The 23,468-nt window shown below is 54.2% G+C and carries 31 protein-coding genes; 14 read left to right on the top strand and 17 right to left on the bottom strand.

Annotation, left to right across the window (positions count from 1 at the left end; translation table 11 throughout):
* Positions 1-100: 100 nt before the first annotated feature.
* Together elbB and mtgA are read left to right on the top strand one after the other, a co-directional pair.
* The gene (elbB, locus tag AC4IC4_RS20420; RefSeq protein WP_491472848.1) at positions 101-754 is read left to right on the top strand and encodes an isoprenoid biosynthesis glyoxalase ElbB; all 654 of its coding nucleotides are present in this window, start codon (positions 101-103) and stop codon (positions 752-754) included.
* Positions 751-1,476: a monofunctional biosynthetic peptidoglycan transglycosylase gene (mtgA, locus tag AC4IC4_RS20415; protein WP_148770237.1), complete on the top strand. Its 726-nt coding sequence runs from the start codon at positions 751-753 to the stop codon at positions 1,474-1,476. The genes elbB and mtgA overlap by 4 nt, the downstream gene beginning before the upstream one ends.
* Before the next feature lie 38 nt (positions 1,477-1,514).
* Here the strand turns inward: mtgA and npr are convergent, their stop codons facing one another.
* The 11 genes from npr to AC4IC4_RS20360 all read right to left on the bottom strand — a co-directional run bounded on the left by npr (position 1,515) and on the right by AC4IC4_RS20360 (position 9,433).
* Entirely contained in the window at positions 1,515-1,787 is a 273-nt protein-coding gene (gene npr / locus AC4IC4_RS20410; protein WP_003861872.1) for a PTS phosphocarrier protein NPr, read from the bottom strand.
* Entirely contained in the window at positions 1,784-2,638 is an 855-nt protein-coding gene (rapZ, locus tag AC4IC4_RS20405; protein WP_008501442.1) for an RNase adapter RapZ, read from the bottom strand. Before rapZ ends, npr begins: the two co-directional genes overlap by 4 nt.
* Before the next feature lie 45 nt (positions 2,639-2,683).
* Positions 2,684-3,175 (bottom strand): PTS IIA-like nitrogen regulatory protein PtsN, encoded by a 492-nt coding sequence (gene ptsN, locus AC4IC4_RS20400; RefSeq protein ID WP_008501443.1) that lies wholly within the window; start codon positions 3,173-3,175, stop codon positions 2,684-2,686.
* An 82-nt stretch (positions 3,176-3,257) separates the two neighbouring features.
* Positions 3,258-3,545, bottom strand: coding sequence for a ribosome hibernation promoting factor (hpf, locus tag AC4IC4_RS20395; RefSeq protein WP_008501444.1), 288 nt, complete (start codon positions 3,543-3,545; stop codon positions 3,258-3,260).
* A gap of 22 nt (positions 3,546-3,567) precedes the next feature.
* Positions 3,568-5,001 (bottom strand): RNA polymerase factor sigma-54, encoded by a 1,434-nt coding sequence (gene rpoN, locus AC4IC4_RS20390; protein WP_491471804.1) that lies wholly within the window; start codon positions 4,999-5,001, stop codon positions 3,568-3,570.
* 47 nt (positions 5,002-5,048) lie between these two features.
* A complete protein-coding gene (lptB, locus tag AC4IC4_RS20385; RefSeq protein WP_025756692.1) occupies positions 5,049-5,774 on the bottom strand; it encodes an LPS export ABC transporter ATP-binding protein in 726 nt (241 codons plus the stop codon).
* A 6-nt stretch (positions 5,775-5,780) separates the two neighbouring features.
* Positions 5,781-6,335, bottom strand: coding sequence for a lipopolysaccharide ABC transporter substrate-binding protein LptA (gene lptA, locus AC4IC4_RS20380; RefSeq protein ID WP_024906352.1), 555 nt, complete (start codon positions 6,333-6,335; stop codon positions 5,781-5,783).
* Entirely contained in the window at positions 6,304-6,879 is a 576-nt protein-coding gene (lptC, locus tag AC4IC4_RS20375; protein ID WP_024906353.1) for an LPS export ABC transporter periplasmic protein LptC, read from the bottom strand. The genes lptA and lptC overlap by 32 nt, the downstream gene beginning before the upstream one ends.
* On the bottom strand, positions 6,876-7,442 hold the full coding sequence (kdsC, locus tag AC4IC4_RS20370) for a 3-deoxy-manno-octulosonate-8-phosphatase KdsC (RefSeq protein WP_023309356.1): 567 nt from the start codon (positions 7,440-7,442) through the stop codon (positions 6,876-6,878). Before kdsC ends, lptC begins: the two co-directional genes overlap by 4 nt.
* Positions 7,443-7,456: 14 nt before the next feature.
* Complete coding sequence (gene kdsD, locus AC4IC4_RS20365) at positions 7,457-8,443, bottom strand: arabinose-5-phosphate isomerase KdsD (RefSeq protein ID WP_008501450.1); 987 nt, start codon at positions 8,441-8,443, stop codon at positions 7,457-7,459.
* A gap of 12 nt (positions 8,444-8,455) precedes the next feature.
* A complete protein-coding gene (locus AC4IC4_RS20360) occupies positions 8,456-9,433 on the bottom strand; it encodes a calcium/sodium antiporter (protein WP_023309354.1) in 978 nt (325 codons plus the stop codon).
* Positions 9,434-9,660: 227 nt separating this feature from the next.
* Between AC4IC4_RS20360 and mlaF the strand changes: the two genes are divergently transcribed.
* From mlaF to murA, 7 genes are all read left to right on the top strand, one after another.
* Positions 9,661-10,473, top strand: a complete 813-nt coding sequence (gene mlaF, locus AC4IC4_RS20355) for a phospholipid ABC transporter ATP-binding protein MlaF (RefSeq protein ID WP_024906354.1) — start codon at positions 9,661-9,663, stop codon at positions 10,471-10,473.
* A 7-nt stretch (positions 10,474-10,480) separates the two neighbouring features.
* Positions 10,481-11,263 carry a lipid asymmetry maintenance ABC transporter permease subunit MlaE gene (mlaE, locus tag AC4IC4_RS20350; protein WP_010436044.1) on the top strand — a complete coding sequence of 261 codons (783 nt, stop codon included), beginning with the start codon at positions 10,481-10,483 and terminating at the stop codon, positions 11,261-11,263.
* A 4-nt stretch (positions 11,264-11,267) separates the two neighbouring features.
* The gene (gene mlaD, locus AC4IC4_RS20345; protein WP_024906355.1) at positions 11,268-11,816 is read left to right on the top strand and encodes an outer membrane lipid asymmetry maintenance protein MlaD; all 549 of its coding nucleotides are present in this window, start codon (positions 11,268-11,270) and stop codon (positions 11,814-11,816) included.
* Between the two features lie 18 nt (positions 11,817-11,834).
* Positions 11,835-12,470: a phospholipid-binding protein MlaC gene (gene mlaC, locus AC4IC4_RS20340; protein ID WP_024906356.1), complete on the top strand. Its 636-nt coding sequence runs from the start codon at positions 11,835-11,837 to the stop codon at positions 12,468-12,470.
* Complete coding sequence (gene mlaB, locus AC4IC4_RS20335) at positions 12,470-12,763, top strand: lipid asymmetry maintenance protein MlaB (RefSeq protein WP_024906357.1); 294 nt, start codon at positions 12,470-12,472, stop codon at positions 12,761-12,763. Before mlaC ends, mlaB begins: the two co-directional genes overlap by 1 nt.
* A 126-nt stretch (positions 12,764-12,889) precedes the next feature.
* The gene (ibaG, locus tag AC4IC4_RS20330) at positions 12,890-13,144 is read left to right on the top strand and encodes a BolA family iron metabolism protein IbaG (protein ID WP_008501458.1); all 255 of its coding nucleotides are present in this window, start codon (positions 12,890-12,892) and stop codon (positions 13,142-13,144) included.
* 50 nt (positions 13,145-13,194) lie between these two features.
* Positions 13,195-14,454, top strand: a complete 1,260-nt coding sequence (murA, locus tag AC4IC4_RS20325; protein WP_023309349.1) for a UDP-N-acetylglucosamine 1-carboxyvinyltransferase — start codon at positions 13,195-13,197, stop codon at positions 14,452-14,454.
* A gap of 60 nt (positions 14,455-14,514) precedes the next feature.
* Here the strand turns inward: murA and sfsB are convergent, their stop codons facing one another.
* Both sfsB and ispB read right to left on the bottom strand, forming a co-directional pair.
* Positions 14,515-14,802 carry a DNA-binding transcriptional regulator SfsB gene (gene sfsB, locus AC4IC4_RS20320; protein WP_024906359.1) on the bottom strand — a complete coding sequence of 96 codons (288 nt, stop codon included), beginning with the start codon at positions 14,800-14,802 and terminating at the stop codon, positions 14,515-14,517.
* Between the two features lie 230 nt (positions 14,803-15,032).
* A complete protein-coding gene (gene ispB / locus AC4IC4_RS20315; protein WP_024906360.1) occupies positions 15,033-16,004 on the bottom strand; it encodes an octaprenyl diphosphate synthase in 972 nt (323 codons plus the stop codon).
* A gap of 257 nt (positions 16,005-16,261) precedes the next feature.
* Between ispB and rplU the strand changes: the two genes are divergently transcribed.
* The 4 genes from rplU (at position 16,262) to cgtA (ending at position 19,103) form a co-directional block, all read left to right on the top strand.
* On the top strand, positions 16,262-16,573 hold the full coding sequence (gene rplU, locus AC4IC4_RS20310; protein WP_003025032.1) for a 50S ribosomal protein L21: 312 nt from the start codon (positions 16,262-16,264) through the stop codon (positions 16,571-16,573).
* A 19-nt stretch (positions 16,574-16,592) separates the two neighbouring features.
* On the top strand, positions 16,593-16,850 hold the full coding sequence (gene rpmA / locus AC4IC4_RS20305; RefSeq protein WP_004385076.1) for a 50S ribosomal protein L27: 258 nt from the start codon (positions 16,593-16,595) through the stop codon (positions 16,848-16,850).
* Positions 16,851-16,946: 96 nt separating this feature from the next.
* Positions 16,947-17,912 carry a DMT family transporter gene (locus AC4IC4_RS20300; protein ID WP_014833443.1) on the top strand — a complete coding sequence of 322 codons (966 nt, stop codon included), beginning with the start codon at positions 16,947-16,949 and terminating at the stop codon, positions 17,910-17,912.
* A 15-nt stretch (positions 17,913-17,927) separates the two neighbouring features.
* Complete coding sequence (gene cgtA, locus AC4IC4_RS20295) at positions 17,928-19,103, top strand: Obg family GTPase CgtA (protein WP_023333597.1); 1,176 nt, start codon at positions 17,928-17,930, stop codon at positions 19,101-19,103.
* A 34-nt stretch (positions 19,104-19,137) separates the two neighbouring features.
* Here the strand turns inward: cgtA and pmrB are convergent, their stop codons facing one another.
* The 3 genes from pmrB to dacB are packed head-to-tail and all read right to left on the bottom strand — an operon-like array spanning position 19,138 to position 22,276.
* Positions 19,138-20,181 (bottom strand): two-component system sensor histidine kinase PmrB, encoded by a 1,044-nt coding sequence (gene pmrB / locus AC4IC4_RS20290; protein ID WP_491471803.1) that lies wholly within the window; start codon positions 20,179-20,181, stop codon positions 19,138-19,140.
* Entirely contained in the window at positions 20,178-20,840 is a 663-nt protein-coding gene (gene pmrA / locus AC4IC4_RS20285) for a two-component system response regulator PmrA (RefSeq protein WP_024906362.1), read from the bottom strand. Before pmrA ends, pmrB begins: the two co-directional genes overlap by 4 nt.
* Positions 20,841-20,842: 2 nt before the next feature.
* Positions 20,843-22,276: a serine-type D-Ala-D-Ala carboxypeptidase gene (dacB, locus tag AC4IC4_RS20280; protein WP_032650378.1), complete on the bottom strand. Its 1,434-nt coding sequence runs from the start codon at positions 22,274-22,276 to the stop codon at positions 20,843-20,845.
* 228 nt (positions 22,277-22,504) lie between these two features.
* On the opposite strand from dacB, the gene greA reads away from it, so the two are divergent.
* A complete protein-coding gene (greA, locus tag AC4IC4_RS20275) occupies positions 22,505-22,981 on the top strand; it encodes a transcription elongation factor GreA (protein WP_014171793.1) in 477 nt (158 codons plus the stop codon).
* Positions 22,982-23,132: 151 nt separating this feature from the next.
* On the opposite strand, the gene yhbY is transcribed toward greA, so the two are convergent.
* The gene (gene yhbY / locus AC4IC4_RS20270; protein ID WP_003861814.1) at positions 23,133-23,426 is read right to left on the bottom strand and encodes a ribosome assembly RNA-binding protein YhbY; all 294 of its coding nucleotides are present in this window, start codon (positions 23,424-23,426) and stop codon (positions 23,133-23,135) included.
* Positions 23,427-23,468: the final 42 nt, after the last annotated feature.

The raw sequence follows: 23,468 nt of genomic DNA, 5'->3' as shown, positions 1-23,468 counted from the left end.
TTAAATGGTTTGTTACATGAATCAGTGAAATGTGTGAAGCATAGCGTTTTAATCAAAATTATTAATGTGCTTCAGCAAGTTGCAGAAAAGGATTGTCATGATGAAAAAGATTGGTGTCGTGCTGAGCGGATGCGGTGTTTACGATGGTTCTGAGGTACATGAAGCCGTAATCACGCTGCTGGCCCTGGCTAAGCAGGGAGCAGAGGTGATTTGTTTTGCGCCAGACAAAAATCAGGCAGATGTGATTAATCATCTGACCGGTGAGCCGATGGCGGAAACCCGTAATGTACTGATTGAAGCCGCGCGTATTGCGCGAGGTGATATCCATCCTCTTATTCAGGTAGACCCTACAGAGCTTGATGCGCTCATTGTGCCGGGTGGGTTTGGCGCGGCCAAAAATCTCAGTACCTTTGCTGCGCAGGGCGCGGAGTGTCAGATCGATCCTCATCTGAAAGCGTTGTCGCAGGCCATGCATGCGGCAGGGAAACCGCTGGGCTTTATCTGTATCGCACCGGCGATGTTGCCTAAGATTTTTGATTTCCCGCTGCGCCTGACCATCGGGACGGATATTGATACCGCAGAGATCGTCGAGGAAATGGGGGGCGAACACGTTCCGTGCCCGGTAGATGACATTGTGGTTGATGAAGATAACAAAATTGTCACCACGCCTGCGTATATGCTGGCGAAGAATATTGCAGAAGCGGCTATGGGGATCGAAAAGCTGGTCGCCCGCGTGCTGGTGTTGGCTGAATGAGTCGTCAATCCGGTGCTGGCGCGTGGGTAAAACGTACCCTGTTGCGCATCGTTCTGGTGCTGGCGGTGTTTTGGGGTGGTGGACTCGCCCTGTTCAGCATTATGCCAGTCCCGTTCTCCGCCGTGATGGTTGAGCGCCAGCTCGGCGCGTGGCTCAGCGGCGATTTCAGCTATGTTGCCCACTCTGACTGGGTAAGCATGGACGAGATCTCGCCGTTCATGGGGCTGGCGGTCATCGCGGCGGAGGACCAGAAATTCCCGGAGCACTGGGGGTTCGACGTGGCGGCCATTGAGAAGGCGCTGGCCCATAACGAACGCCATGAAAACCGCGTACGCGGTGCCTCAACCTTGTCGCAGCAGACGGCCAAAAATCTGTTTCTGTGGGACGGCCGCAGCTGGGTGCGAAAGGGGCTGGAAGCGGGGTTGACCCTGGGGATGGAAACGGTCTGGAGCAAAAAGCGCATTCTGACCGTCTATCTCAATGTCGCTGAATTTGGCGACGGTATTTTTGGCGTGGAAGCTGCCGCGCAGCGTTATTTCAATAAGCCAGCCAGCCGTCTGAGCATGTCAGAAGCAGCACTATTGGCCGCTGTCTTACCGAATCCCATCCGCTTTAAAGCCAGCGCCCCATCAGGGTACGTGCGAAGCCGTCAGGCGTGGATCCTACGTCAGATGAATCAGCTGGGTGGAGAGGGTTTTATGCAGCGTAACAATCTTATGTAGGGCGGGTAAGCGCAGCGCCACCCGCCGAGGGGCGAACGTTAGTCTTCGTCAAAGCCAGCGTTAAACAGGGCAATCACCGCTGCCAGCGCTTCCTCTTCCTGAGGCCCGGTGGCTTCCACTTCAATCTGGCGCCCTTTGGCGGAATCCAGCATTAGCAGGGCGATCACGCTGTTCGCTTCCGCTTCGGTACCTTCGTCATTCCGCAGCAGAACCTCTGCATCGAAACCCTGCATCAGCTCAAACAGTTTCATCGCCGGGCGTGCATGCATACCCAGCTTATTGGTGATCTCAACGGTTTGTTTTACGGTCATGTTTTACGTTTTTCCAGCGTGCGATGACGGGACTGAACGTTCTTCCCGCGCGAGCGGAAATAGTCGGCCAGCTGTTCGGCGATATAAACCGAACGATGTTTACCGCCGGTACAGCCAATCGCCACCGTCAGGTAGCTACGATTGTTTGTCTCCAGCATAGGTAACCATAGCTCAAGGTAGCTTCGCGTCTGGTAGATAAAATTGTGAACTTCTGTGTGCCGGTCGAGGAAGGCCGCGACGGGTTTATCCAGACCGGTCATGGGACGCAGCTTCGGATCCCAGTGCGGGTTAGGCAGGAAGCGCACGTCGAAAACGTAATCCGCATCAATCGGAATACCGTGCTTAAAGCCGAAGGATTCGAACACCATCGTCAGCTCACGCTCGCGTTTACCCAACAACCGGGTACGCAGCATTTCCGCCAGCTCGTGAACGGACATCTCAGAGGTGTCGACAATCAGGTCGGCACGAGAGCGCAGCGGCTCCAGGAGGTCGCTCTCTTCATCGATCGCGCTCTCCAGAGAGAGGTTCTTACTGGAAAGCGGGTGCAAGCGACGGGTATCGCTGTAGCGGCGGATCAGCGTATTGCGGTCTGCATCGAGGAAAAGCAGCTGAGGCGAGAACGTATCAGGCAGGTTGCTCATGGCCTGTTCGAAGATCTCTGGCGATTCAGGCATGTTACGGACGTCGATACTGACGGCGGCAGAGGTTTGTCTCTCCGCAAGCGTGCGGGCCAGGTCGGGCAATAACACGACCGGCAGGTTATCGACGCAGTAAAAACCCATGTCTTCCAGCGCGCGCAGAGCAACGGATTTCCCCGACCCTGAACGGCCACTGACAATCATCAGCACCATGTTCCGTTTCTCCTCAGGACAACAGATGTGAAGGCCATCTCCTGGTTATGCATCATCCTGATTGCCTTCTGCTTCAGTGATAATTTGATAGAGCTCTTCATCACTTTGGGCCGAGCGCAGCCGACGGCAAATGGTTTTATCGGCCAGACGTTTTGCGACCAGCGACAGCGTATGCAGATGGGTTTTCGTCTGGTCAGCAGGCACCAGCAGCGCGAAGAGGAGATCGACGGGCTGGTTATCAATGGCATCGAAGGCGATGGGTGTTTCAAGTTGCACAAACACACCAACGGCACGCAGGGTATCCTCTTCCAGTTTGCCGTGCGGGATCGCGATGCCGTTGCCGATACCGGTACTGCCCATCTTTTCACGGGTCAGAATCGCTTCGAACACCACCTGCGGCGGCAGGCCCAGCTGTTTTGCGGCCAGTTCACTGATGATCTCCAGCGCACGTTTTTTGCTCTGGCAGTGAACCGCACTGCGGGTACATTCCTGGTTAAGGACATTGCTCAGTTGAAGAGCGGAATCGTTGTTCATCATAATTTCACCTAAGCGCTAACTGTACAAATGGCCTGTTGTGTTTCACAACAGGCCGTCCTGCACCCGTTAACTGCCCGGACAATTAGTGTTGTTTCAGTTTATCTTTATGTTTATTGAGCTGTCGTGCAAGCTTATCAATCAAGCCGTCGATAGCAGCGTACATGTCTTGCCCTTCCGCACTGGCATGCAGTTCACCCCCGTTAACATGCAGGGTGGCATCCGAGATATGAGTCACTTTCTCCACTTTCAACACAATATAGACCTGATTGATCCTTTCGAAATACTGCTCGAGTTTTGCAAACTTCGCGTTCACAAAGTCGCGTAAAGCCTCAGTAATTTCGACGTTTTGTCCAGTGATGTTGAGCTGCATAGTGTCTTCCTTATCGGTTGTGTCAGACCAGCTGTTTACGCTGGTTGGACGGCGGAATGGATAAAGACTCTCGATACTTCGCAACAGTACGACGTGCCACCATAATACCCTGATCGGACAGCATGGTGGTTAACTTACTGTCGCTTAGTGGCTTCGCGGGATTCTCCGCGGCGATCAACTTCTTCACCAGGGCACGAATGGCCGTTGACGACGCTTCGCCGCCGCCCTCGGTATTCACATGGCTGGAGAAGAAATACTTAAGCTCAAAAATACCGCGTGGACTGTGCAGATACTTCTGCGTGGTGACACGGGAAATGGTTGATTCATGCATTTCGACGGCCTGGGCGATATCCGCCAGTACCATCGGTTTCATATACTCTTCGCCCTGCTCAAAGAACGCCTGCTGCTGTTCGACAATACAGCGGCTGACGCGTAGCAGCGTATCATTTCGGCTCTCCAGACTTTTGATCAGCCATCGCGCTTCCTGCAAATTGCTACGAATATATTGATTGTCGGAGTCGTTACGCACGCTGGTGCACATGGAGGCATACTGCTGGTTGATTTGCAGACGAGGGATGCTGTCTGAATTCAGTTCAACGACCCAGCGGCCATTGTGTTTTCTGACCAGCACATCCGGGATGACGTACTCGGGCTCGCTGGTCTGGATCGACTGTCCCGGGCGCGGATCGAGCGACTGGATCAGATTCACCGCTTCTTTCAGCACCTCTTCCTTCAGGCGCGTGACGCGCATCAGGGAGCGGAAATCGTGGTTCGCCAGCAGATCCAGATGATCGCTGATGATTAAGCGCGCCTCGTCGAGCCACGGCGTCTCTTTGCTGAACTGAGAAAGCTGGATCAGTAGGCAGTCGCGCAGATCTTTTGCGGCCACGCCTACTGGATCGAAACGCTGGATGCGCTTCAGAACGGCTTCAACTTCCTCAAGCTCTATCTCGTCGTCGCCCATGCTTTCCAGAATATCGTCCAGCGTGACGGTCAAATAGCCAGTGTCGTCAACGGCATCGACAATTGAGGTGGCAATCGCGCGGTCGGTATCGGAGAAGGGAGTAAGTTCCACCTGCCACATCAGGTAATCCTGCAGTGACTGGGTGGTTTCGCCCTGGTAGACCGGTAGCTCATCATCCTGGTAGTCTGCACGCGTACCGGAAGGGGTTCCGGCGGTGTAGATTTCATCCCAGCTGGCATCCAGCGGAAGCTCGTCCGGCATCTCTTTTTGTTCGAGTGCATCCGCGGTGTCGAGCGCTTCTGTCTCCTGCGATTGCTGGGTATCTACCTCGTCATGAAGATCGGTTTGTTCCAGCAGGGGGTTGCTGTCCAGCGCCTGCTGGAGCTCCTGCTGAAGTTCTAACGTGGACAGTTGCAACAGGCGAATTGCCTGCTGTAGCTGCGGCGTCATCGCCAGTTGTTGGCTGAGCCTTAATTGCAAACCTTGCTTCATGTTCAGAGCATTTTTCTCCGGTTCGGCGTTACGTTACCTCTACCCTATCAGAGTCTGAAGTCTTCCCCAAGATAGACGCGCTTAACATGATCGTCTTCGAGGATCTGCTGCGGCGTACCGTGGGCGATCAGATTGCCCTGGCTCACAATATACGCGCGTTCACACACGGCCAGCGTTTCACGGACGTTGTGGTCGGTGATCAGTACGCCAAGCCCGCTGTCACGCAGGTGTTCAATGATACGTTTAATGTCGATAACCGAGATCGGGTCAACGCCCGCAAACGGTTCATCCAGAAGGATAAACTTCGGGTTTGCGGCCAGCGCACGGGCAATCTCAACACGACGGCGTTCGCCCCCGGAGAGAGCCTGACCGAGGCTGTCGCGCAGATGCTCAATGTGGAACTCTTCCATCAGCTCGTTGGCACGATCCTGACGCTGTTCGCTGGTCAGATCGTTACGAATTTGCAGGACCGCCATCAGGTTATCGTAAACGCTAAGACGACGGAAAATGGAGGCTTCCTGCGGCAGGTAGCCGATCCCGCGACGTGCGCGCGCGTGCAGCGGCAGAAGACTGATGTCTTCATCGTCAATGACAATGTTGCCAGCATCGCGCGGCACAATGCCAACGACCATGTAGAAAGTGGTGGTTTTACCCGCACCGTTAGGGCCAAGTAGCCCTACAATTTCGCCGGAGTTGACGGTCAGACTGACATCTTCTACGACACGGCGGCCCTTATAGGCCTTCGCGAGATTTTTTGCAGTTAATGTTGCCATAACGAATTAGTTACTCTTCTTCTGTGCCGGGGCCTGGCCTTTGCCTTTATCCTGCAGCTGCGACGGAACCAGTACGGTGGTGACGCGTTTGCCTTTCTCGCTGGAGGCCTGCATTTTTTGCTCTTTTACCAGATAGGTAATCTGGTCGCCGGTAATGTTGCTGTCCAGCTGTTCCAGGTACGCATTACCGGTCAGGATGACCAGGTCCTTCGCCAGCTCATAGTGCATGTGCGTAGCGTGACCTTTCACCGGCTTGCCGTTGTCCTGCATCTGGTAGAAGGTGGCCGGGTTACCATAACCATCAATGATCTCTTTGCCCTGCTCGCCACCCGGACGGGTCACGACCACTTTGTCGGCGTTGATTTTGATGGTGCCCTGAGTCATGACGACGTTACCCGTGAAGGTGACGACGTTGCCCTGCATATCGAGAGACTGGGTGTCGGACTCGATATGGATCGGTTGGTCGGTATCGCCCGTTACAGCAAGCGCGGGGAGACTGGTCGCCAGCATCGCGCTGGCGATAATTACTTTAAGGCTGAGTTTGTTTGTTTTGAATTTCATAGGAGGTTCTAACCTTTTCAATCAGCTCGGCGTTTTTGCTGCGTAAGTTCCCGCGCATTCTCAAACCGCTGGAATTAAATGTTGTGCCATACAGTGTGACCAGATCCTGCGACGTCACGTCCTGGGTTACCAGGTTGATCTGGGCATTATCCGTCGTAATTTTTCGTAGCTGCGAGTCAGCGGTCAGGGCGTTGACTTCAACGTGGCCATACAGATAAAGCATACGGTCATTTGTCAGTTTTGCCCGATCTGACTTAATTGACCACGTCGGCACTTTGTCCTTATCAAATGTGGTCATGACAGGTTGGGTAAACCACGAAATACCGTCATCTGAAAAATATTCAACATGCTGGGCAATCAGGCGATAGTTCAGCGCACCTTCAGGGCTGTAGACCACGGTGTCGCTGTGATCGCTTTTATAGGTTGGATCGTTATTGTTGATCACTTCCGTTTGCGTATCGTCGCGATCGGCAAGGTTCACGCCAATCAATACCAGTGCGACAAGCGAAAGCAAAATGATAATCCAACGTCTGGTTTTACTCATATCGATTGCCCTTTGGCCTCATCAAGCTTGCCCTGCGCCAGCAGGAGCAGATCGCAGACTTCACGTACGGCACCGCGGCCCCCGTTGATGTGGGTAACATAGTCAGCGCGCGGGATCAGCAGCGGATGCGCATCGGCAACGGCGATGCTCAGCCCAACTTCAGCCATCACGGGCCAGTCAATCAGATCGTCCCCGACGTAGGCCACGTTTTCCGGTGCGATAGCCAGTTTACCCAGTAAATCTTTAAACGCCGCCATCTTATCGGATTGCCCCTGATACAGATGGGTAATGCCTAAGGTTTCACAGCGGTCTTCTACCAGTTTAGCTTTTCGCCCGGTGATGATAGCCACCTCAATACCTGAGGTGAGCGCACAGCGGATACCGTAGCCGTCGCGAACGTTAAACGCTTTCAGCTCTTCACCATTATTGCCCATGTAAATCAGGCCGTCGGAGAGTACCCCATCCACATCCAGGATGAGCAGACGAATGTTTTCCGCCTTTGCCATCATCTGGGTACTGACCGGACCATAACAGGTTGCAAGGGATGCACCCGCATTACTCATTGTCTTATCCTTCATTACACTACGCCTGCGCGCAGCAGATCATGCATATGTACCACACCCAGCAACTGGTCGCCATCGGCAACCATAACGGAGGTGATATGGCGGGACTGCATCAGGTTCAGCACATCCACGGCCAGCGTACCCGGACGCACGCGGATACCGCCTGGCGTCATCACGTCGGCAATGCCGAGCGTGCGGACATCGACACCCATGTCGAACACGCGACGCAGGTCGCCATCGGTGAAGATCCCCTGAATTTTCATCAGATCGTCGCACACGACCGTCATCCCCAGATTCTTGCGGGTGATTTCCAGCAGCGCATCACGCAGGGAGGCTTCTTTACTGACGTGAGGGATCTCATCCCCGGTGTGCATAATATCGTTTACCCGAAGCAGTAGCTTGCGCCCCAGCGCACCGCCCGGGTGGGAAAGCGCGAAATCTTCCGGCGTAAAACCACGGGCTTCGAGCAGCGCGACGGCAAGCGCATCACCCATGACCAGCGCGGCGGTGGTGCTGGACGTCGGCGCCAGGCCGAGCGGACAGGCCTCCTTGGGCACTTTCACGCACAGGTGAATGTCGGCCGCACGCGCCATGCTGCTTTCCGGACGGCTGGTCATGCAAATAAGCGGCACCTGCAGGCGCTTCAGTACCGGAATCAACGCCAGGATCTCATTGGACTCACCGGAGTTGGACAGCGCGATGACGATATCCTGCGGCGTGACCATACCCAGGTCGCCATGCGCGGCTTCTCCCGGGTGCACAAAGAAGGAAGAGGTTCCGGTACTGGCAAATGTTGCCGCCATTTTGCGTCCAATGTGGCCGGACTTACCCATCCCCATCACCACGACTTTGCCGGCACAGTAGAATATCTTCTCACATGCCAGACTAAAATCCTGATTAATGTACTGATCTAACTGCGCCAGACCTTCACGTTCAATCTCCAGAACGTCTTTGCCTGCTTTCTGAAAGTCAAAACCCGGCTGCAATTCTATTTGCGACATAATGCGTTTCCGTTACCCAGAGAGAAGAGGCGAGAGCCAGTACAGCATCGCCATCCATACGATAAATCCACCCGTCAGCAGCGCGCCTGCGCCTTTGCCGATCTGTCGTTGCCGCCGCCAGCAGAGCAGGGCAAATATCACGCTGACCAATAACATCACGCCGTAGTCGCGTGAGAACGCCAGGGGATTAAAGGGCCCTGGCGTAATCAGGGCCGGCAGACCCATCACAATGGCGATATTAAATATGTTGGAACCGATGATATTACCAATGGCAATGTCATCCTCACCTTTGCGTGCCCCCGCAATGGCCGTGGCCAGCTCCGGCAGGCTGGTACCGATGGCAATCACCGTCAGGCCAATGGTCAGTTCACTGATGGCGAAATAGTTCGCCAGCACCGTCGCGTTATCCACAACCATACGCGTTGCCATCGGCATGATGATCAGCGCAACGCCAAGCCACAGCAGGGCAACAGGCAGCGTGCCTTCTCGCGGAAGTTCGGCGACCTGCTCACGCGTGAGGCTATCCTGGCCCTGTTTTTCAGCCAGACGGGCGATTTTAACACTATACAGCAGCCAAATAACGGCCAGCGCCAGCAAGAAAATGCCGTCGCTGTAGCTCAGTACACCATCGTAAAATACGCACCCTGCCAGCAGACTTACGATTAACATTAGCGGCAATTCACGGCGCAGAACATCAGAATGCACGCGAAATGGATGGAGCAGTGCCGCCAGGCCTAAAATCAAGAGTATATTGACGATGTTAGAGCCAATCGCAGTGCCTACTGCCAGGTCTAACTGACCATGCAGCGATGCCGAGACAGAGACGATGATTTCAGGAAGTGACGTTCCAACACTGACCACGGTCATCCCGATGACGACAGGCGGTACGCCCGTCAGGCGACACAGGATAGATGCAGCAAACACTAAACGGTCAGCACTGTAGACCACCAAAAGTAAACCAATTATTAACAGTGCTGTTGCTAAAAGCATCAAAAGTCCTTTCTTCAGGTATACTCGTCGGTCCATCGCGCGGAAATGGCTGGACTGCATACAGTCTGAGGCGTAACGAATTCCTAATTTTGACTTTATGCGCCGGAAAAGTAAAACAAATGCCAGCTTTCGCTAACCTCAACGGCTATTATTCTGTAAAAATGCGGAGTTGAGGGCTGATTCAGGCAGCATGCCTTAATGTGAGCAGGGTAATAAAGGAACCATAAATGAGCCAAACGATGGCGAATTTAGTCGATGTTCGCGGTGTGAGTTTTTCTCGCGCCAACAGATTGATATTTGATGATATTTCGTTGACCGTACCGCGTGGCAAGATCACTGCCATCATGGGGCCGTCCGGGATCGGTAAAACGACCCTGTTGCGCCTTATTGGTGGGCAGATCCCACCGGATAGCGGTGAAATTCTCTTTGATGGCGAAAACATCCCGGAGATGTCACGCTCGCGCCTGTATACTGTCCGCAAACGCATGAGCATGCTCTTTCAGTCTGGAGCCTTGTTCACCGACATGAATGTCTTTGATAACGTGGCCTATCCGCTGCGCGAGCATACCAGCCTGCCGCCTGAACTGCTGAAAAGCACGGTGATGATGAAGCTTGAAGCCGTCGGTTTGCGGGGCGCCGCGAAATTGATGCCTTCAGAGCTATCCGGGGGGATGGCGCGCCGCGCCGCGCTGGCGCGAGCCATTGCACTCGAACCTGATTTAATCATGTTTGACGAACCGTTCGTTGGACAGGATCCCATCACGATGGGCGTGCTGGTGAAGCTCATCTCTGAACTGAACAGTGCGCTTGGCGTCACCTGCATTGTGGTATCTCACGATGTACCGGAAGTATTGAGCATTGCCGATTACGCCTATATCGTGGCGGACAAAAAGATCGTCGCACACGGTAGCGCCCAGGCGCTGCAGGAAAATTGCGATCCGCGCGTGCGGCAGTTCCTCGACGGTATTGCCGATGGCCCTGTGCCGTTCCGCTACCCGGCGGGCGACTATCGTGACGATTTACTGGGAATAGGGAGTTAAGCCACTCATGCTGTTAAATGCGTTGGCCGCTCTCGGACACCGTGGCATAAAAACCATCAGGACGTTCGGGCGTGCCGGATTGATGTTATTCAACGCGCTGGTCGGCAAGCCGGAATTCCGTAAGCACGCACCGCTGCTGGTGCGGCAGCTTTATAATGTCGGCGTGCTGTCGATGCTCATCATCATTGTCTCCGGTCTTTTTATCGGTATGGTGCTTGGGCTACAGGGCTATCTTGTTCTGACAACCTACAGTGCGGAAACCAGCCTCGGGATGCTGGTGGCGCTCTCGCTGCTGCGAGAGCTGGGGCCGGTTGTGGCGGCGCTGTTGTTCGCCGGGCGTGCGGGGTCGGCATTAACGGCAGAAATTGGCCTGATGCGTGCGACCGAGCAGCTCTCCAGCATGGAGATGATGGCGGTCGATCCGCTACGTCGCGTGATCTCGCCGCGTTTCTGGGCTGGGGTGATCTCTTTACCGTTACTGACTATTCTGTTTGTCGCCGTGGGTATCTGGGGCGGTTCGCTGGTTGGCGTGCACTGGAAAGGCATTGACGCCGGTTTCTTCTGGTCCGCGATGCAGGACGCCATTGACCTGCGAATGGATCTGGTTAACTGCCTGATTAAAAGCGTGGTATTTGCCATTACGGTCACGTGGATTGCATTGTTCAATGGTTACGATGCCATCCCGACGTCGGCGGGCATTAGCCGTGCAACTACACGTACCGTCGTACATTCGTCGCTGGCCGTACTGGGTCTGGATTTTGTGCTCACCGCACTGATGTTTGGGAATTGAGTTCATGCAAACGAGAAAAAATGAAATTTGGGTCGGTGTATTCCTGCTTCTGGCGCTGCTGGCCGCGCTGTTCATCTGCCTGAGAGCGGCGGATATTACGTCTGTGCGCACCGAGCCGACGTATCGCATCTATGCCACCTTCGATAACATCGGCGGGCTGAAGGCGCGTTCACCGGTCCGTATTGGCGGCGTGGTGATCGGACGCGTAACGGACATTACGCTCGATGAGAAAACCTATCTGCCACGCGTCGCGATGGATATCGAAGAGCGTTATAACCATATCCCGGACACCAGTTCCCTTTCTATCCGTACTTCCGGCCTGCTGGGTGAACAATATCTGGCACTTAACGTCGGTTTTGAAGACCCCGAGCTGGGAACGACTATCCTTAAAGACGGTAGCGTCATTCAGGATACGAAATCCGCGATGGTTCTGGAGGATATGATTGGTCAGTTCCTTTACAACAGCAAAGGGGATGAGAAAAAATCCGATGCAGCCCCTGCGCAGAGCGAAGAGCATACCGACGCCGCACCGACACCTGGTGCTGCGAATTAATTTCAGGAGAAGTCATTCATGTTTAAACGACTGTTAATGGTTGCCATGCTGGTCATCGCCCCTCTTACCGCTGCCCACGCTGCGGATCAGAGTAACCCGTACAAACTGATGGACGAAGCGGCGAAGAAGACCTTCGACCGCCTTACAAACGAACAGCCTAAAATTCGTGCTAATCCTGATTATCTGCGTGACGTCGTTGACCAGGAACTGCTGCCGTATGTGCAGATCAAATATGCGGGTGCGCTGGTGCTGGGACGTTATTACAAAGACGCGACCCCTGCGCAGCGTGAGGCCTACTTTGCCGCGTTCCGTGAATACCTGAAACAGGCTTATGGCCAGGCGCTGGCGATGTACCACGGTCAGACCTATCAGATTGCGCCTGAGCAGCCGCTGGGTGATGCGACCATCGTGCCTATCCGCGTAACGATCAACGATCCTAACGGCCGTCCGCCGGTTCGTCTGGATTTCCAGTGGCGTAAAAACAGCCAGACCGGCCACTGGCAGGCGTATGACATGATCGCCGAAGGCGTAAGCATGATCACCACCAAACAGAACGAGTGGAGTGACCTGCTGCGCACTAAGGGTATTGATGGCCTGACCGCGCAGCTGCAGTCCATTGCTCGTCAGAAAATCACGTTGGACGAGAAGAAGTAATGTCACAGCAACTCAGCTGGTCGCGTGAAGGCGAGACATTAAAGCTGTCCGGTGAGCTGGATCAGGATCTGCTGAACCCCTTATGGGATAAACGCCATGAGGCTATGCAGGGTGTGACGCTTATCGACTTAACCGACATCACACGGGTCGATACGGCAGGCGTTGCGCTGCTTGCCCATCTGGTTGCGGTAGGGAAAAAGCAGGGGGCGAGCGTCACGCTTCGCGGCGCGAGCGATAATGTCGTTACCCTGGCGCAGCTCTACAATCTGCCTCAGGATGTACTGCCCCGTTAATATTTTCAGTGCGTTACTTCCGAAAGCCCTGACAGTTTCATCGTCGGGGCTTTTTGCTTGTTTAAGACGACGCCACTTTGCTCTAAGATGTTGGGCTTGTTTTCACTATCAGATGATTAAGAACCCATGGAAAATCATGAAATCCAGACAGTGCTGATGAATGCACTCTCCCTTCAGGAAGCCCACGTCACTGGCGATGGCAGTCACTTCCAGGTTATTGCTGTGGGTGAGATGTTCGACGGTATGAGCCGTGTGAAGAAACAGCAGGCTGTGTACGCGCCGCTGATGGAATATATTGCGGATAACCGCATCCACGCCCTGTCGATTAAAGCGTTCACCCCGCAAGAGTGGGCACGCGATCGCAAACTAAACGGTTTTTGAGCTGAGGGCGACAGGCCCGCAGCACGGTTGAATTTATAAGAGAGCACACAATGGATAAATTTCGTGTACAGGGGCCAACGCGTCTCCAGGGCGAAGTCACAATTTCTGGCGCGAAAAACGCCGCGCTGCCAATCCTCTTTGCTGCGCTGCTCGCGGAAGAGCCGGTAGAAATTCAGAACGTACCGAAGCTGAAAGATATCGATACCACCATGAAGCTGCTCACCCAGTTGGGCACGAAAGTCGAGCGTAACGGTTCCGTCTGGATCGACGCCAGCAAGGTGAACAACTTCTCTGCCCCTTACGATCTGGTGAAAACCATGCGTGCATCCATCTGGGCGCTTGGCCCACTGGTGGCGCGTTTTGGTCAGGGTCAGGTCTCTCTGCCGGGCGGCTGCGCTATCGGTGCGCGTCCGGTTGACCTGCACATCTTTGGTCTGGAAAAACTGGGCGCAGAGATCAAGCTGGAAGAAGGCTACGTTAAAGCGTCCGTCAATGGTCGTCTGAAAGGCGCGCACATTGTCATGGACAAAGTGAGCGTGGGCGCAACGGTGACCATTATGTCTGCGGCGACGCTGGCAGAAGGGACCACTATCATCGAAAACGCCGCGCGCGAACCGGAAATTGTGGATACCGCCAACTTCCTCGTGGCGCTGGGTGCGAAGATCTCCGGTCAGGGGACCGACCGTATCACTATCGAAGGCGTTGAGCGTCTGGGCGGTGGTGTTTATCGCGTTCTGCCGGACCGTATCGAAACCGGTACCTTCCTGGTCGCTGCCGCGATCTCTGGCGGTAAGATTGTTTGTCGCAACGCGCAGCCCGATACCCTGGATGCGGTGCTGGCGAAACTGCGCGATGCGGGTGCGGATATCGAAATCGGTGAAGACTGGATCAGCCTTGATATGCACGGCCAGCGTCCAAAAGCGGTCAATGTGCGGACGGCGCCGCATCCGGCGTTCCCAACGGACATGCAGGCGCAGTTCACCCTGTTGAACCTGGTCGCCGAAGGTACTGGCTTCATCACTGAAACCATTTTCGAAAACCGCTTTATGCACGTACCAGAGCTGATCCGTATGGGTGCGCATGCTGAGATCGAAAGTAATACCGTGATTTGCCATGGCGTTGAGAAACTGTCAGGTGCTCAGGTGATGGCAACCGATCTGCGTGCGTCTGCAAGCCTGGTGCTGGCGGGTTGTATCGCGGAAGGCACAACGATCGTGGATCGTATTTATCACATCGATCGTGGTTATGAGCGTATCGAAGATAAACTGCGCGCGCTGGGTGCCAATATCGAGCGTGTGAAGGGCGAGTAATCGTTCCGGCAGCCCCCTGCCAGCAATGACCGGGGGGTTGCTGTTCCTGTCAAAAACGCATTACTTCTGCGGTTCTCTTTTTGCCTTTCTCTGGCGAATCATGCGCGTTCTGTCGATAAATTCATGGGTGATGGGATCGTGGTAGCGCGAAGGCCAAATCACCCACGGATGCGTATCCAGCGCCGTCGCGATGATTAATTCTCCCTTGGGCCAGGGGCGGGTGAGGGCGTTTGCCAGAGTTGAAGAACTCAGTCCATGGCGGCGGGACTCTGCTGCCAGTGAAGTGCCTCTTTTGCGCAGTGCGGCAATAATATCAGCCGTGTGCCAGTCGATAAATTTCGTATCCATAACACCGTCCTTAAGTTCGGATTCACCTACGCCGTTTCTTCTGAAACGACGGGGTTAATATACCCATTTCAAGCTTTTGTTCTAAAAAGTTCGCGTTACTTGAAGGGATATTCAGAATAAGACATGGCTTTATTCATGCGGTCTCTAAACCGATGGATTTACAGGAATACGTAATTTACAGGATTTTTCTGGAATCTCCCCGCCATGGTCGCGGGGAGAAACAAGGAGGGTTAACGGTCGCGCTGAACGGCGATGTGGGCAAGACCAATCAATGCCTCGCGCCACGGGCTGTCGGGAATGACCTGGAGAGCTTCGATGGCTTTGTCGGCTTCTTCTTCCGCACGCTGACGCGTCCATTCCAGCGATCCGCAGATAGCCATGGTTTCCAGCACAGGTTCCAGAAGATGGCGGCCATTTCCCTGCTCAATCGCTTCACGGATCATTTTCGCCTGATCGGCTGTTCCGTTACGCATGGCATGAAGCAGCGGCAGGGTCGGTTTGCCTTCGTTCAGGTCATCGCCAACGTTTTTGCCGAGCGTCTCGCCGTCCGCACTGTAGTCCAGCAAATCATCAATCAGCTGGAATGCCGTACCCAGATAGCGACCATAGTCCTGCAGGCCTTTTTCCTGTGCTTCGGTACAGTCAGCCAGAATGCCGGAACACTGGGCCGCCGCTTCAAACAGGCGCGCGGTTTTGCTGTAGATCACGCGCATGTAGTTTTCTTCGGTGATGTCCGGGTCGTTGACGTTCATCAGCTGCAGCACTTCGCCTTCAGCAATGACGTTTACGGCTTCGGACATCACTTCCAGCACTTTCAGGGAGCCCAGACTGGTCATCATCTGGAAGGCGCGGGTGTAGATAAAGTCCCCCACCAGTACGCTGGCTGCGTTCCCGAACGCGGCGTTAGCCGTGGCTTTGCCACGACGCATATCCGATTCATCCACCACATCGTCGTGCAGAAGCGTCGCCGTGTGGATAAATTCGATGAGCGCTGCGATAGTGATGTGGGCATTTCCCTGATAACCAACGGCTCTGGCAGCCAGAATGGCGATCATCGGACGAATGCGTTTACCACCGCCGCTGACAATGTAATAGCCCAACTGATTGATCAGCTGGACGTCAGAGTTGAGTTGCTCCAGGATTGCTGCATTCACACCCGCCATATCTTGCGCGGTTAACTCGTTGATTTTTTCTAAATTCATCGCAAAAGCCGGGCTTTTTATCCTGTTTATCCCATCTTCAATGGGGTAACGAAGGGTTTCGGTTTATCAATAGTAGTGCTGATTGTACTGAAAAAACGGCTCAGATAAACGTTACCGTACGTGTTGTGTTTTTTTTCTTCATGTATTGACGGTAGCACTTGTCAAAGGCTCGCGTTTTGCGTAATATTCGCGCCCTATTGTGAATATTTATAGCGCACTCTGAATCATACGAGGATGTGCGCGGAAGCGGAGTTTATATGTACGCGGTTTTCCAAAGTGGTGGTAAACAACACCGAGTAAGCGAAGGTCAGACCGTTCGCCTGGAAAAGCTGGACATCGCAACTGGCGAATCTGTTGAGTTCGCAGAAGTTCTGATGATCGCAAACGGTGAAGAAGTCAAAATCGGCGTTCCTTTCGTTGATGGCGGCGTTATCAAAGCTGAAGTTGTTGCACACGGTCGTGGCGAGAAAGTTAAAATCGTTAAGTTTCGTCGTCGTAAGCACTACCGTAAGCAGCAGGGCCACCGTCAGTGGTTCACTGATGTGAAAATTACTGGCATCAGCGCCTAAGACCTGAGGAGAGATTTAAATGGCACATAAAAAGGCTGGCGGCTCCACACGTAACGGTCGCGATTCAGAAGCTAAACGCCTGGGCGTTAAGCGTTTCGGTGGCGAATCCGTTCTGGCGGGTAGCATCATCGTTCGTCAACGTGGTACCAAATTCCACGCTGGCAACAACGTAGGTTGCGGTCGTGACCACACTCTGTTTGCTAAAGCAGACGGTAAAGTGAAATTTGAAGTTAAAGGCCCGAACAACCGTAAATACATCAGCATCGTTGCTGAGTAAGGTTTTCTCGGTCCGGTAACGGATTAAAGCCCCGCACCCTGTTGCGGGGCTTTTTACATTGGAAACCCGGTAATTTTTTCTGTAGGGAAAACGGGCATGAAGCAGCAGGCCGGCATAGGAATTCTTTTGGCGCTCACCACCGCAATGTGCTGGGGTGCGCTGCCAATTGCAATGAAGCAGGTGCTGGAAGTGATGGAGCCGCCTACGGTGGTCTTTTATCGCTTTCTGATGGCAAGCATTGGCCTCGGGGCCATTCTGGCCGTCAAAGGTAAGCTTCCACCCTTGCGGCTCTTCCGTAAACCGCGCTGGCTGGTGCTGCTGGCTATCGCGACGGGCGGTCTGTTCGGTAACTTCATCCTGTTCAGCTCTTCCCTGCAATATCTTAGCCCCACGGCGTCGCAGGTGATTGGTCAGCTTTCACCGGTGGGCATGATGGTCGCCAGCGTCTTTATCCTCAAGGAGAAGATGCGCGGTACGCAGATTATCGGGGCGAGCATGCTGCTGTGCGGTCTGGTGATGTTCTTCAACACCAGTCTGATAGAGATTTTTACCCGCCTGACGGATTACACATGGGGCGTCATTTTCGGTGTGGGGGCAGCAACGGTCTGGGTGAGCTATGGCGTCGCACAAAAGGTGTTATTGCGTCGACTTGCCTCACAGCAGATCCTCTTTTTGCTGTACACTTTGTGTACAATAGCATTGCTGCCATTAGCGAAGCCGGGTGTGATTACTCAGCTTAGCGACTGGCAACTGGCGTGCCTCATTTTTTGTGGGCTGAACACGCTGGTCGGTTATGGCGCGCTGGCCGAAGCGATGGCGCGCTGGCAGGCAGCACAGGTGAGCGCGTTAATTACGCTTACTCCGCTGTTTACGCTGTTATTTTCAGATTTGTTATCAATGGCCTGGCCCGATGTCTTCGTCAGACCGATGCTCAACCTGTTGGGTTATCTCGGTGCGTTTGTCGTGGTTGCGGGCGCGATGTATTCCGCCATTGGTCATCGTCTTTGGGGACGTTGGCGCAAAAATGAAGCGGTTGTAGTAGTCCCCCGCTCAGGCGAATGAGTTACGGAGAGTAAAATGAAGTTTGTTGATGAAGCGACGATCCTGGTCGTGGCTGGTGATGGCGGCAACGGTTGCGTGAGCTTCCGCCGTGAAAAGTATATCCCTCGTGGCGGTCCTGATGGCGGCGACGGTGGGGATGGTGGTGACGTGTGGCTGGAGGCGGATGAGAACCTCAACACGCTGATCGACTACCGTTTCGAAAAATCCTTCCGCGCTGAACGTGGCCAGAACGGCCAGAGCCGTGACTGTACCGGGAAACGCGGTAAAGACGTCACCATTAAGGTTCCGGTCGGTACGCGTGTGATTGACCAGGGAACCGGTGAAACCATGGGTGACATGACCAAACACGGTCAGCGCCTGATGGTAGCGAAAGGCGGCTGGCACGGACTGGGTAACAGCCGTTTCAAATCTTCCGTTAACCGTACGCCGCGTCAGAAAACGATGGGTACGCCGGGCGATAAGCGCGATCTGCAGTTGGAGCTGATGCTTCTGGCAGATGTGGGCATGCTGGGTATGCCAAACGCCGGTAAATCAACGTTTATTCGTGCCGTCTCTGCGGCGAAACCGAAAGTGGCGGACTATCCGTTTACCACGCTGGTACCAAGTCTGGGCGTTGTCCGCATGGATAACGAGAAGAGTTTTGTGGTTGCCGATATTCCGGGTCTGATTGAAGGCGCTGCGGAAGGCGCGGGTCTGGGTATTCGCTTCCTGAAACACCTTGAGCGTTGCCGCGTACTGCTGCACCTCATTGATATCGATCCTATCGACGGTTCCGATCCGGTTGAAAACGCCCGCATCATCATCGGTGAGCTGGAAAAATACAGCGAAAAACTGGCGAATAAACCACGCTGGCTGGTCTTTAACAAGATCGACCTGATGGACAAAGCCGAAGCGGAAGCAAAAGCGAAAGCCATTGCTGAAGCGATGGGTTGGGAAGATAAATACTACCTGATCTCTGCGGCAAGTCAGGTTGGCGTGAAAGATCTGTGCTGGGATGTGATGACCTTCATCATCGAGAACCCAATCGTTCAGGCGGAAGAAGCCAAACAGCCTGAAAAAGTCGAATTCATGTGGGATGACTACCACCGCCAGCAGCTCGAAGAGCTGGAAGCGGAAGAAGACGATGAAGACTGGGACGATGACTGGGATGAAGACGACGAAGAAGGCGTCGAGTTCATCTACAAGCACTAATATCTGTCCAAGGCCCCCATTATGGGGGCTTTTTTTATTCCAGCGTCGCAGGCAGCCAGCAGCTGGCGATTAAACCGCCTTCAGCGCCATTCTCAAGCGTGAGCCTGCCGTGGTGGAGCTGGACGATGCGCTGCACGATGCTCAGCCCCAGACCGCTGCCGCCATAGCGCTGGTCAAGACGGCGGAATGGCTCGGTAATGGACTGCCGGTGCGCTTCATCAATCCCTGGGCCCTGATCGATAACGCTGATCTGCGTCCCCCCGTCGACCTCGGTTAATGTCACTGTAATCGTTGTCCCTGCCGGGCTGTAGCGTCCTGCATTTTCCAGCAGGTTGCGCAGCATCAGGCGCAGGAGCACGGCGTCTCCCTGAACCGTGAGCGCGCTTTTAGCGGGCCAAATCACCGTATGCTCTTTGGCTTCATGACCCAGGCCGAGAGGTTCAATGATATTTTCCGTCCAGCTTACGGTTTCGTAGTGGCCGCTCGCCATTGCCTGTCCGGCACGGGCCAGCATCAGCAGCTGTTCGACGGTATGCATGAGCTGATCGATACGGCTAACCAGCGTGGCGGCCTGAGGCGCACCTGACTGCGACATCAGCTCCAGATGGAGCCGGATACCGGCAAGAGGCGTTCGGAGCTCGTGTGCGGCGTCTGCGGTGAAGAGACGCTCCTGTTGAATGGTATTGTCCAGCCGGGCGAGGAGCTGGTTCAGGGAGGTCGTCACCGCGCCGATCTCTTCCATGTCGGAATACATAGGAAGCGGGGTTAAGTTATCCGCCGAACGGTTAGCCAGGCTGACACGCAGTTTATTCAGGGGCCGGGTTATCCAGGTGACCGCCCAGAAGGAGAAGAGCAGGGTAAAACCGACCATCACCAGAGAAGGGACCAGCAGCGAGGCAATCGCCTCGCGGATCTCTTTCTCGACATGGTTATTACGCGCTTTTGCTGACAGCGTTTCACTGACCAGGAAACTAATCTGCTCACGGCTTTCATGCCACAGCCAGATAACGCTTATCAGCTGGAAAAATAACAGAATGACCGCCAGCAGCACCATCAAACGCCGACGCATGCTGTTCATTTCTGGCTCTCCAGGCGATAGCCAACGCCACGGACGGTTTTGATTCTGTCCTTGCCGAGCTTACGACGCAGGTTGTGAATGTGGACTTCAAGGGTATTTGACCCCGGATCGTCCTGCCAGGAGTAGATATCCTGCTGGAGCGTTTCTCTGTGCACCGTTTGCCCGCTGCGCATGATCAGACGCGTAAGCAAGGCGAACTCTTTTGGTGTTACCTCGACCGCCTGATCCTGGCGCAGTACCTGCTGGGTTTGCAGATTCAGCGTAATATCGCCGTCGGTCAGTAAGTTATCACTATGTCCCTGATAGCGGCGAATCAACGCTCGCACCCGAGCCTGCAGCTCCGCAAGCGCAAAAGGCTTCACCAGGTAATCATCTGCGCCTGCATCGAGGCCGGTGATACGATCCTCAATGGCATCGCGTGCCGTCAGGATCAACACCGGGTTGGCGATACCGCGGCGTCGCCACTGGCTGAGCAGCGTAGCGCCGTCTTTATCAGGTAAGCCCAAATCGAGGATCACCAGACTGTATTCGCCGCTCTGAATCAGGGCGTCCGCCTCCGCTGCGGTGCCGGCACAGTCGAGGGCATACCCTTCATTGGCCAGCCCCAGCGCCAGCCCTTCCTGCAATAACAGATCGTCTTCAACTATAAGTAGTTTCATCGCTAGTTATTCTGGTAGATGTCCTTATAAAGCCTGCTTTCGAAGCGAACAAGCGGAATACGACGATTGCGCTGGTCGGTCGGTTCGACGGCATAGCCGGAAAGATACTGCACGAATGCCATGCGTTGTCCGCTGGCGGTAGTGATGAAGCCTGCAAGGTTGTAAACCCCCTGCAGTGAGCCTGTTTTAGCGGATACTTTGCCATCCACACCAGCAGCGTGAAGCCCGGCGCGGTACTGCAGTGAACCGTCATGCCCGGCCAGCGGCAGCATTGAAATAAAGTTTAGCTCAGTGTCATGCTGTGCAATGTACTGAAGCACCTGCATCATCGTGGCCGGAGAGATCAAATTATGGCGCGATAGTCCGGAGCCATCGACAGCGATGGTATTACCCAGATCGATCCCCGCCTGCTGGCGCAGGATCTGCCGAACCGCGTCTGAACCCGCGCGCCAGGTTCCCGGCACGCCGAAACGGGCGTGACCAATCATGCGGAACACCGTATCGGCAATCATGTTGTCCGACTTTTTCAGCATGATGCGCAATAAATCGTGCAGCGGTGGAGACTGTTTGCTGGCGATGACCGTACCGGGCTGGTTGACCTGCGTCTGACGAAGCAGCGTGCCCGAGTAGGTTATTCCCGCTTGTTTCAGTTCATCTTTCAGAATGGCGCCTGCATAGCTTGCGCCATCCTGTATCGCAAATGCCAGCGGCAGCGGATCGGCTCGCTGGGTCAGGCAGCCGGTCAGCGTGAAGCGGTTAAGATCGCCTGGTACGACGTCCAGCTCACAATATTGCGCATCCGGGGAGCCTTTCGCCAGCGTGCGGACCTGGCTAAACATCGTGACCGGGTAGTAGGACGCTATGCGGATAAACGCTAAATCATCCGGCTTTGGCGCGCTGTAAAGCGAAACCGAGAAGCAGTTACGGTCGACAATCGCGGCGGCGGGCGGGGCGCTAAAGCACTGGGTCATGTCGTTCCACGGCCAGCCTGGGGCTTTATCGTGGCTGGCAAAGATGGACGTGTCGATCAGCACATTGCCATCAATTTTCTGCACGCCAGATTTTTTCAGCACCGCAACCATATTGCGGATATCCTGGCGCTTAAAGGTCGGATCGCCGCCAAAACGGGCGATAAGATCGCCTTTCAGTTCGCCACCCTCAACGTTACCTTTGGTTTCAAGAGTGGTGGTAAAACGGAAGTCAGGCCCGAGCTGGAGCAGGGCGGCGAGGGCAGTGATCACCTTTTGGGTACTGGCAGGCAGCGCCATCTGTTGACTGTGATAGTCAATCTCGGGAGCCTGTGCGCCAACCTTCTGCACCATCAGGGCAAGGTTCGCGCCTGCGGGGAGCTGATTAATGTACTCATCAACATTCGCGGCCTGGGCGGTGAACGTTATACTGGTAGTCAATCCGATGATAAATCTGGAAAATCGCATAATCTCGCGCTAACAACCCGAAAACAAACCGTCATACTACGGTGCATGGCACTGCAAAGTAAACGATGACCCATAGTGAACTTCGCGGTAAAATGCATATCAAATTGAAAAATTGCTGCTGACCTGGGGCATTGCTCCCGGGTCGGTTTTCTTTTTGCTTCTTGCCCGCTTAGGGGGGCAGGAGCAGGGAACACTGCTCCCAACAGGAATGTTTAAGAGGTATAACAAATGCAAGCTATTCCGATGACCTTACGTGGTGCCGAAAAACTGCGCGAAGAGCTGGATTTCCTGAAATCCGTGCGTCGTCCTGAAATCATCGCCGCTATCGCGGATGCGCGCGAGCATGGCGACCTGAAAGAGAATGCTGAATACCACGCCGCGCGTGAGCAGCAGGGCTTTTGTGAAGGGCGTATTAAAGATATCGAAGCAAAACTGTCCAATGCCCAGGTTATCGATATCACCAAAATGCCTAACAACGGGCGTGTGATCTTTGGTTCTACCGTGACCGTGCTGAACCTGGACAACGACGAAGAGCAGACCTATCGCATCGTGGGTGATGATGAAGCTGATTTCAAACAGAACCTGATTTCGGTGAACTCGCCGATTGCTCGCGGCCTGATTGGCAAAGAGCAGGACGATGTTGTCACCATCCGCACCCCTGGCGGTGAAGTAGAATACGAAATTATTAAGGTTGAATACCTGTAATTCGCTTCTCTACTAAGATGTTGATACATTGTAAAGAAAAGAAAAAGGCCGCATAGCGGCCTTTTATCAACTCAAGGAGCATGGCATTTTGCTCGCCTGCTGACAGAAATCCCTCGTTTCACACAGAAAATGTGTTTAATTCAGGATATCCTTAACGTGGCAGCGAGATTTTACGCTCTTTAGACGGGCGGTAGAGCACCAGCGTTTTACCGATGACCTGTACATTACAGGCGCCGGTTTCGCGCACGATGGCTTCCACGATCAGGTTTTTAGTGTCTCTGTCTTCAGAGGCGATTTTCACCTTGATCAGCTCGTGGTGTTCCAGCGCTTGTTCAATCTCGGCAAGCACCCCTTCGGTCAAACCATTGTTGCCAAGCATCACTACAGGCTTGAGCGGATGTGCCAGACCTTTAAGGTGCTGTTTTTGTTTAGTACTCAGATTCATCGTATATTTTTGCTTACGTTGGGATTGAAAACGGTTCATTCT

It is taken from the genome of Enterobacter sp. Taxon_2 (genome assembly GCF_058355295.1).
Note: the sequence above shows the minus strand (reverse complement) of the source record. Positions and strands in the feature narration are given on the sequence as shown.

Excerpts from the sequence above, each read along its gene's own strand:
- elbB (WP_491472848.1), top strand. The coding sequence starts at position 101 with ATGAAAAAGATTGGTGTCGTGCTGAGCGGATGCGGTGTTTACGATGGT.
- ibaG (WP_008501458.1), top strand. The coding sequence starts at position 12,890 with ATGGAAAATCATGAAATCCAGACAGTGCTGATGAATGCACTCTCCCTT.
- AC4IC4_RS20300 (WP_014833443.1), top strand. The coding sequence starts at position 16,947 with ATGAAGCAGCAGGCCGGCATAGGAATTCTTTTGGCGCTCACCACCGCA.
- lptC (WP_024906353.1), bottom strand. The coding sequence starts at position 6,879 with ATGAGTAAAACCAGACGTTGGATTATCATTTTGCTTTCGCTTGTCGCA.
- lptB (WP_025756692.1), bottom strand. The coding sequence starts at position 5,774 with ATGGCAACATTAACTGCAAAAAATCTCGCGAAGGCCTATAAGGGCCGC.
- hpf (WP_008501444.1), bottom strand. The coding sequence starts at position 3,545 with ATGCAGCTCAACATCACTGGACAAAACGTCGAAATTACTGAGGCTTTA.
- murA (WP_023309349.1), top strand. The coding sequence starts at position 13,195 with ATGGATAAATTTCGTGTACAGGGGCCAACGCGTCTCCAGGGCGAAGTC.
- lptA (WP_024906352.1), bottom strand. The coding sequence starts at position 6,335 with ATGAAATTCAAAACAAACAAACTCAGCCTTAAAGTAATTATCGCCAGC.
- npr (WP_003861872.1), bottom strand. The coding sequence starts at position 1,787 with ATGACCGTAAAACAAACCGTTGAGATCACCAATAAGCTGGGTATGCAT.
- ispB (WP_024906360.1), bottom strand. The coding sequence starts at position 16,004 with ATGAATTTAGAAAAAATCAACGAGTTAACCGCGCAAGATATGGCGGGT.
- mlaE (WP_010436044.1), top strand. The coding sequence starts at position 10,481 with ATGCTGTTAAATGCGTTGGCCGCTCTCGGACACCGTGGCATAAAAACC.
- kdsC (WP_023309356.1), bottom strand. The coding sequence starts at position 7,442 with ATGAGTAATGCGGGTGCATCCCTTGCAACCTGTTATGGTCCGGTCAGT.
- mlaF (WP_024906354.1), top strand. The coding sequence starts at position 9,661 with ATGAGCCAAACGATGGCGAATTTAGTCGATGTTCGCGGTGTGAGTTTT.
- yhbY (WP_003861814.1), bottom strand. The coding sequence starts at position 23,426 with ATGAATCTGAGTACTAAACAAAAACAGCACCTTAAAGGTCTGGCACAT.
- mlaC (WP_024906356.1), top strand. The coding sequence starts at position 11,835 with ATGTTTAAACGACTGTTAATGGTTGCCATGCTGGTCATCGCCCCTCTT.
- rapZ (WP_008501442.1), bottom strand. The coding sequence starts at position 2,638 with ATGGTGCTGATGATTGTCAGTGGCCGTTCAGGGTCGGGGAAATCCGTT.
- pmrA (WP_024906362.1), bottom strand. The coding sequence starts at position 20,840 with ATGAAACTACTTATAGTTGAAGACGATCTGTTATTGCAGGAAGGGCTG.
- rpoN (WP_491471804.1), bottom strand. The coding sequence starts at position 5,001 with ATGAAGCAAGGTTTGCAATTAAGGCTCAGCCAACAACTGGCGATGACG.
- mlaD (WP_024906355.1), top strand. The coding sequence starts at position 11,268 with ATGCAAACGAGAAAAAATGAAATTTGGGTCGGTGTATTCCTGCTTCTG.
- ptsN (WP_008501443.1), bottom strand. The coding sequence starts at position 3,175 with ATGATGAACAACGATTCCGCTCTTCAACTGAGCAATGTCCTTAACCAG.
- cgtA (WP_023333597.1), top strand. The coding sequence starts at position 17,928 with ATGAAGTTTGTTGATGAAGCGACGATCCTGGTCGTGGCTGGTGATGGC.
- pmrB (WP_491471803.1), bottom strand. The coding sequence starts at position 20,181 with ATGAACAGCATGCGTCGGCGTTTGATGGTGCTGCTGGCGGTCATTCTG.
- dacB (WP_032650378.1), bottom strand. The coding sequence starts at position 22,276 with ATGCGATTTTCCAGATTTATCATCGGATTGACTACCAGTATAACGTTC.
- AC4IC4_RS20360 (WP_023309354.1), bottom strand. The coding sequence starts at position 9,433 with ATGCTTTTAGCAACAGCACTGTTAATAATTGGTTTACTTTTGGTGGTC.
- mlaB (WP_024906357.1), top strand. The coding sequence starts at position 12,470 with ATGTCACAGCAACTCAGCTGGTCGCGTGAAGGCGAGACATTAAAGCTG.
- mtgA (WP_148770237.1), top strand. The coding sequence starts at position 751 with ATGAGTCGTCAATCCGGTGCTGGCGCGTGGGTAAAACGTACCCTGTTG.
- sfsB (WP_024906359.1), bottom strand. The coding sequence starts at position 14,802 with ATGGATACGAAATTTATCGACTGGCACACGGCTGATATTATTGCCGCA.
- rplU (WP_003025032.1), top strand. The coding sequence starts at position 16,262 with ATGTACGCGGTTTTCCAAAGTGGTGGTAAACAACACCGAGTAAGCGAA.
- greA (WP_014171793.1), top strand. The coding sequence starts at position 22,505 with ATGCAAGCTATTCCGATGACCTTACGTGGTGCCGAAAAACTGCGCGAA.
- kdsD (WP_008501450.1), bottom strand. The coding sequence starts at position 8,443 with ATGTCGCAAATAGAATTGCAGCCGGGTTTTGACTTTCAGAAAGCAGGC.
- rpmA (WP_004385076.1), top strand. The coding sequence starts at position 16,593 with ATGGCACATAAAAAGGCTGGCGGCTCCACACGTAACGGTCGCGATTCA.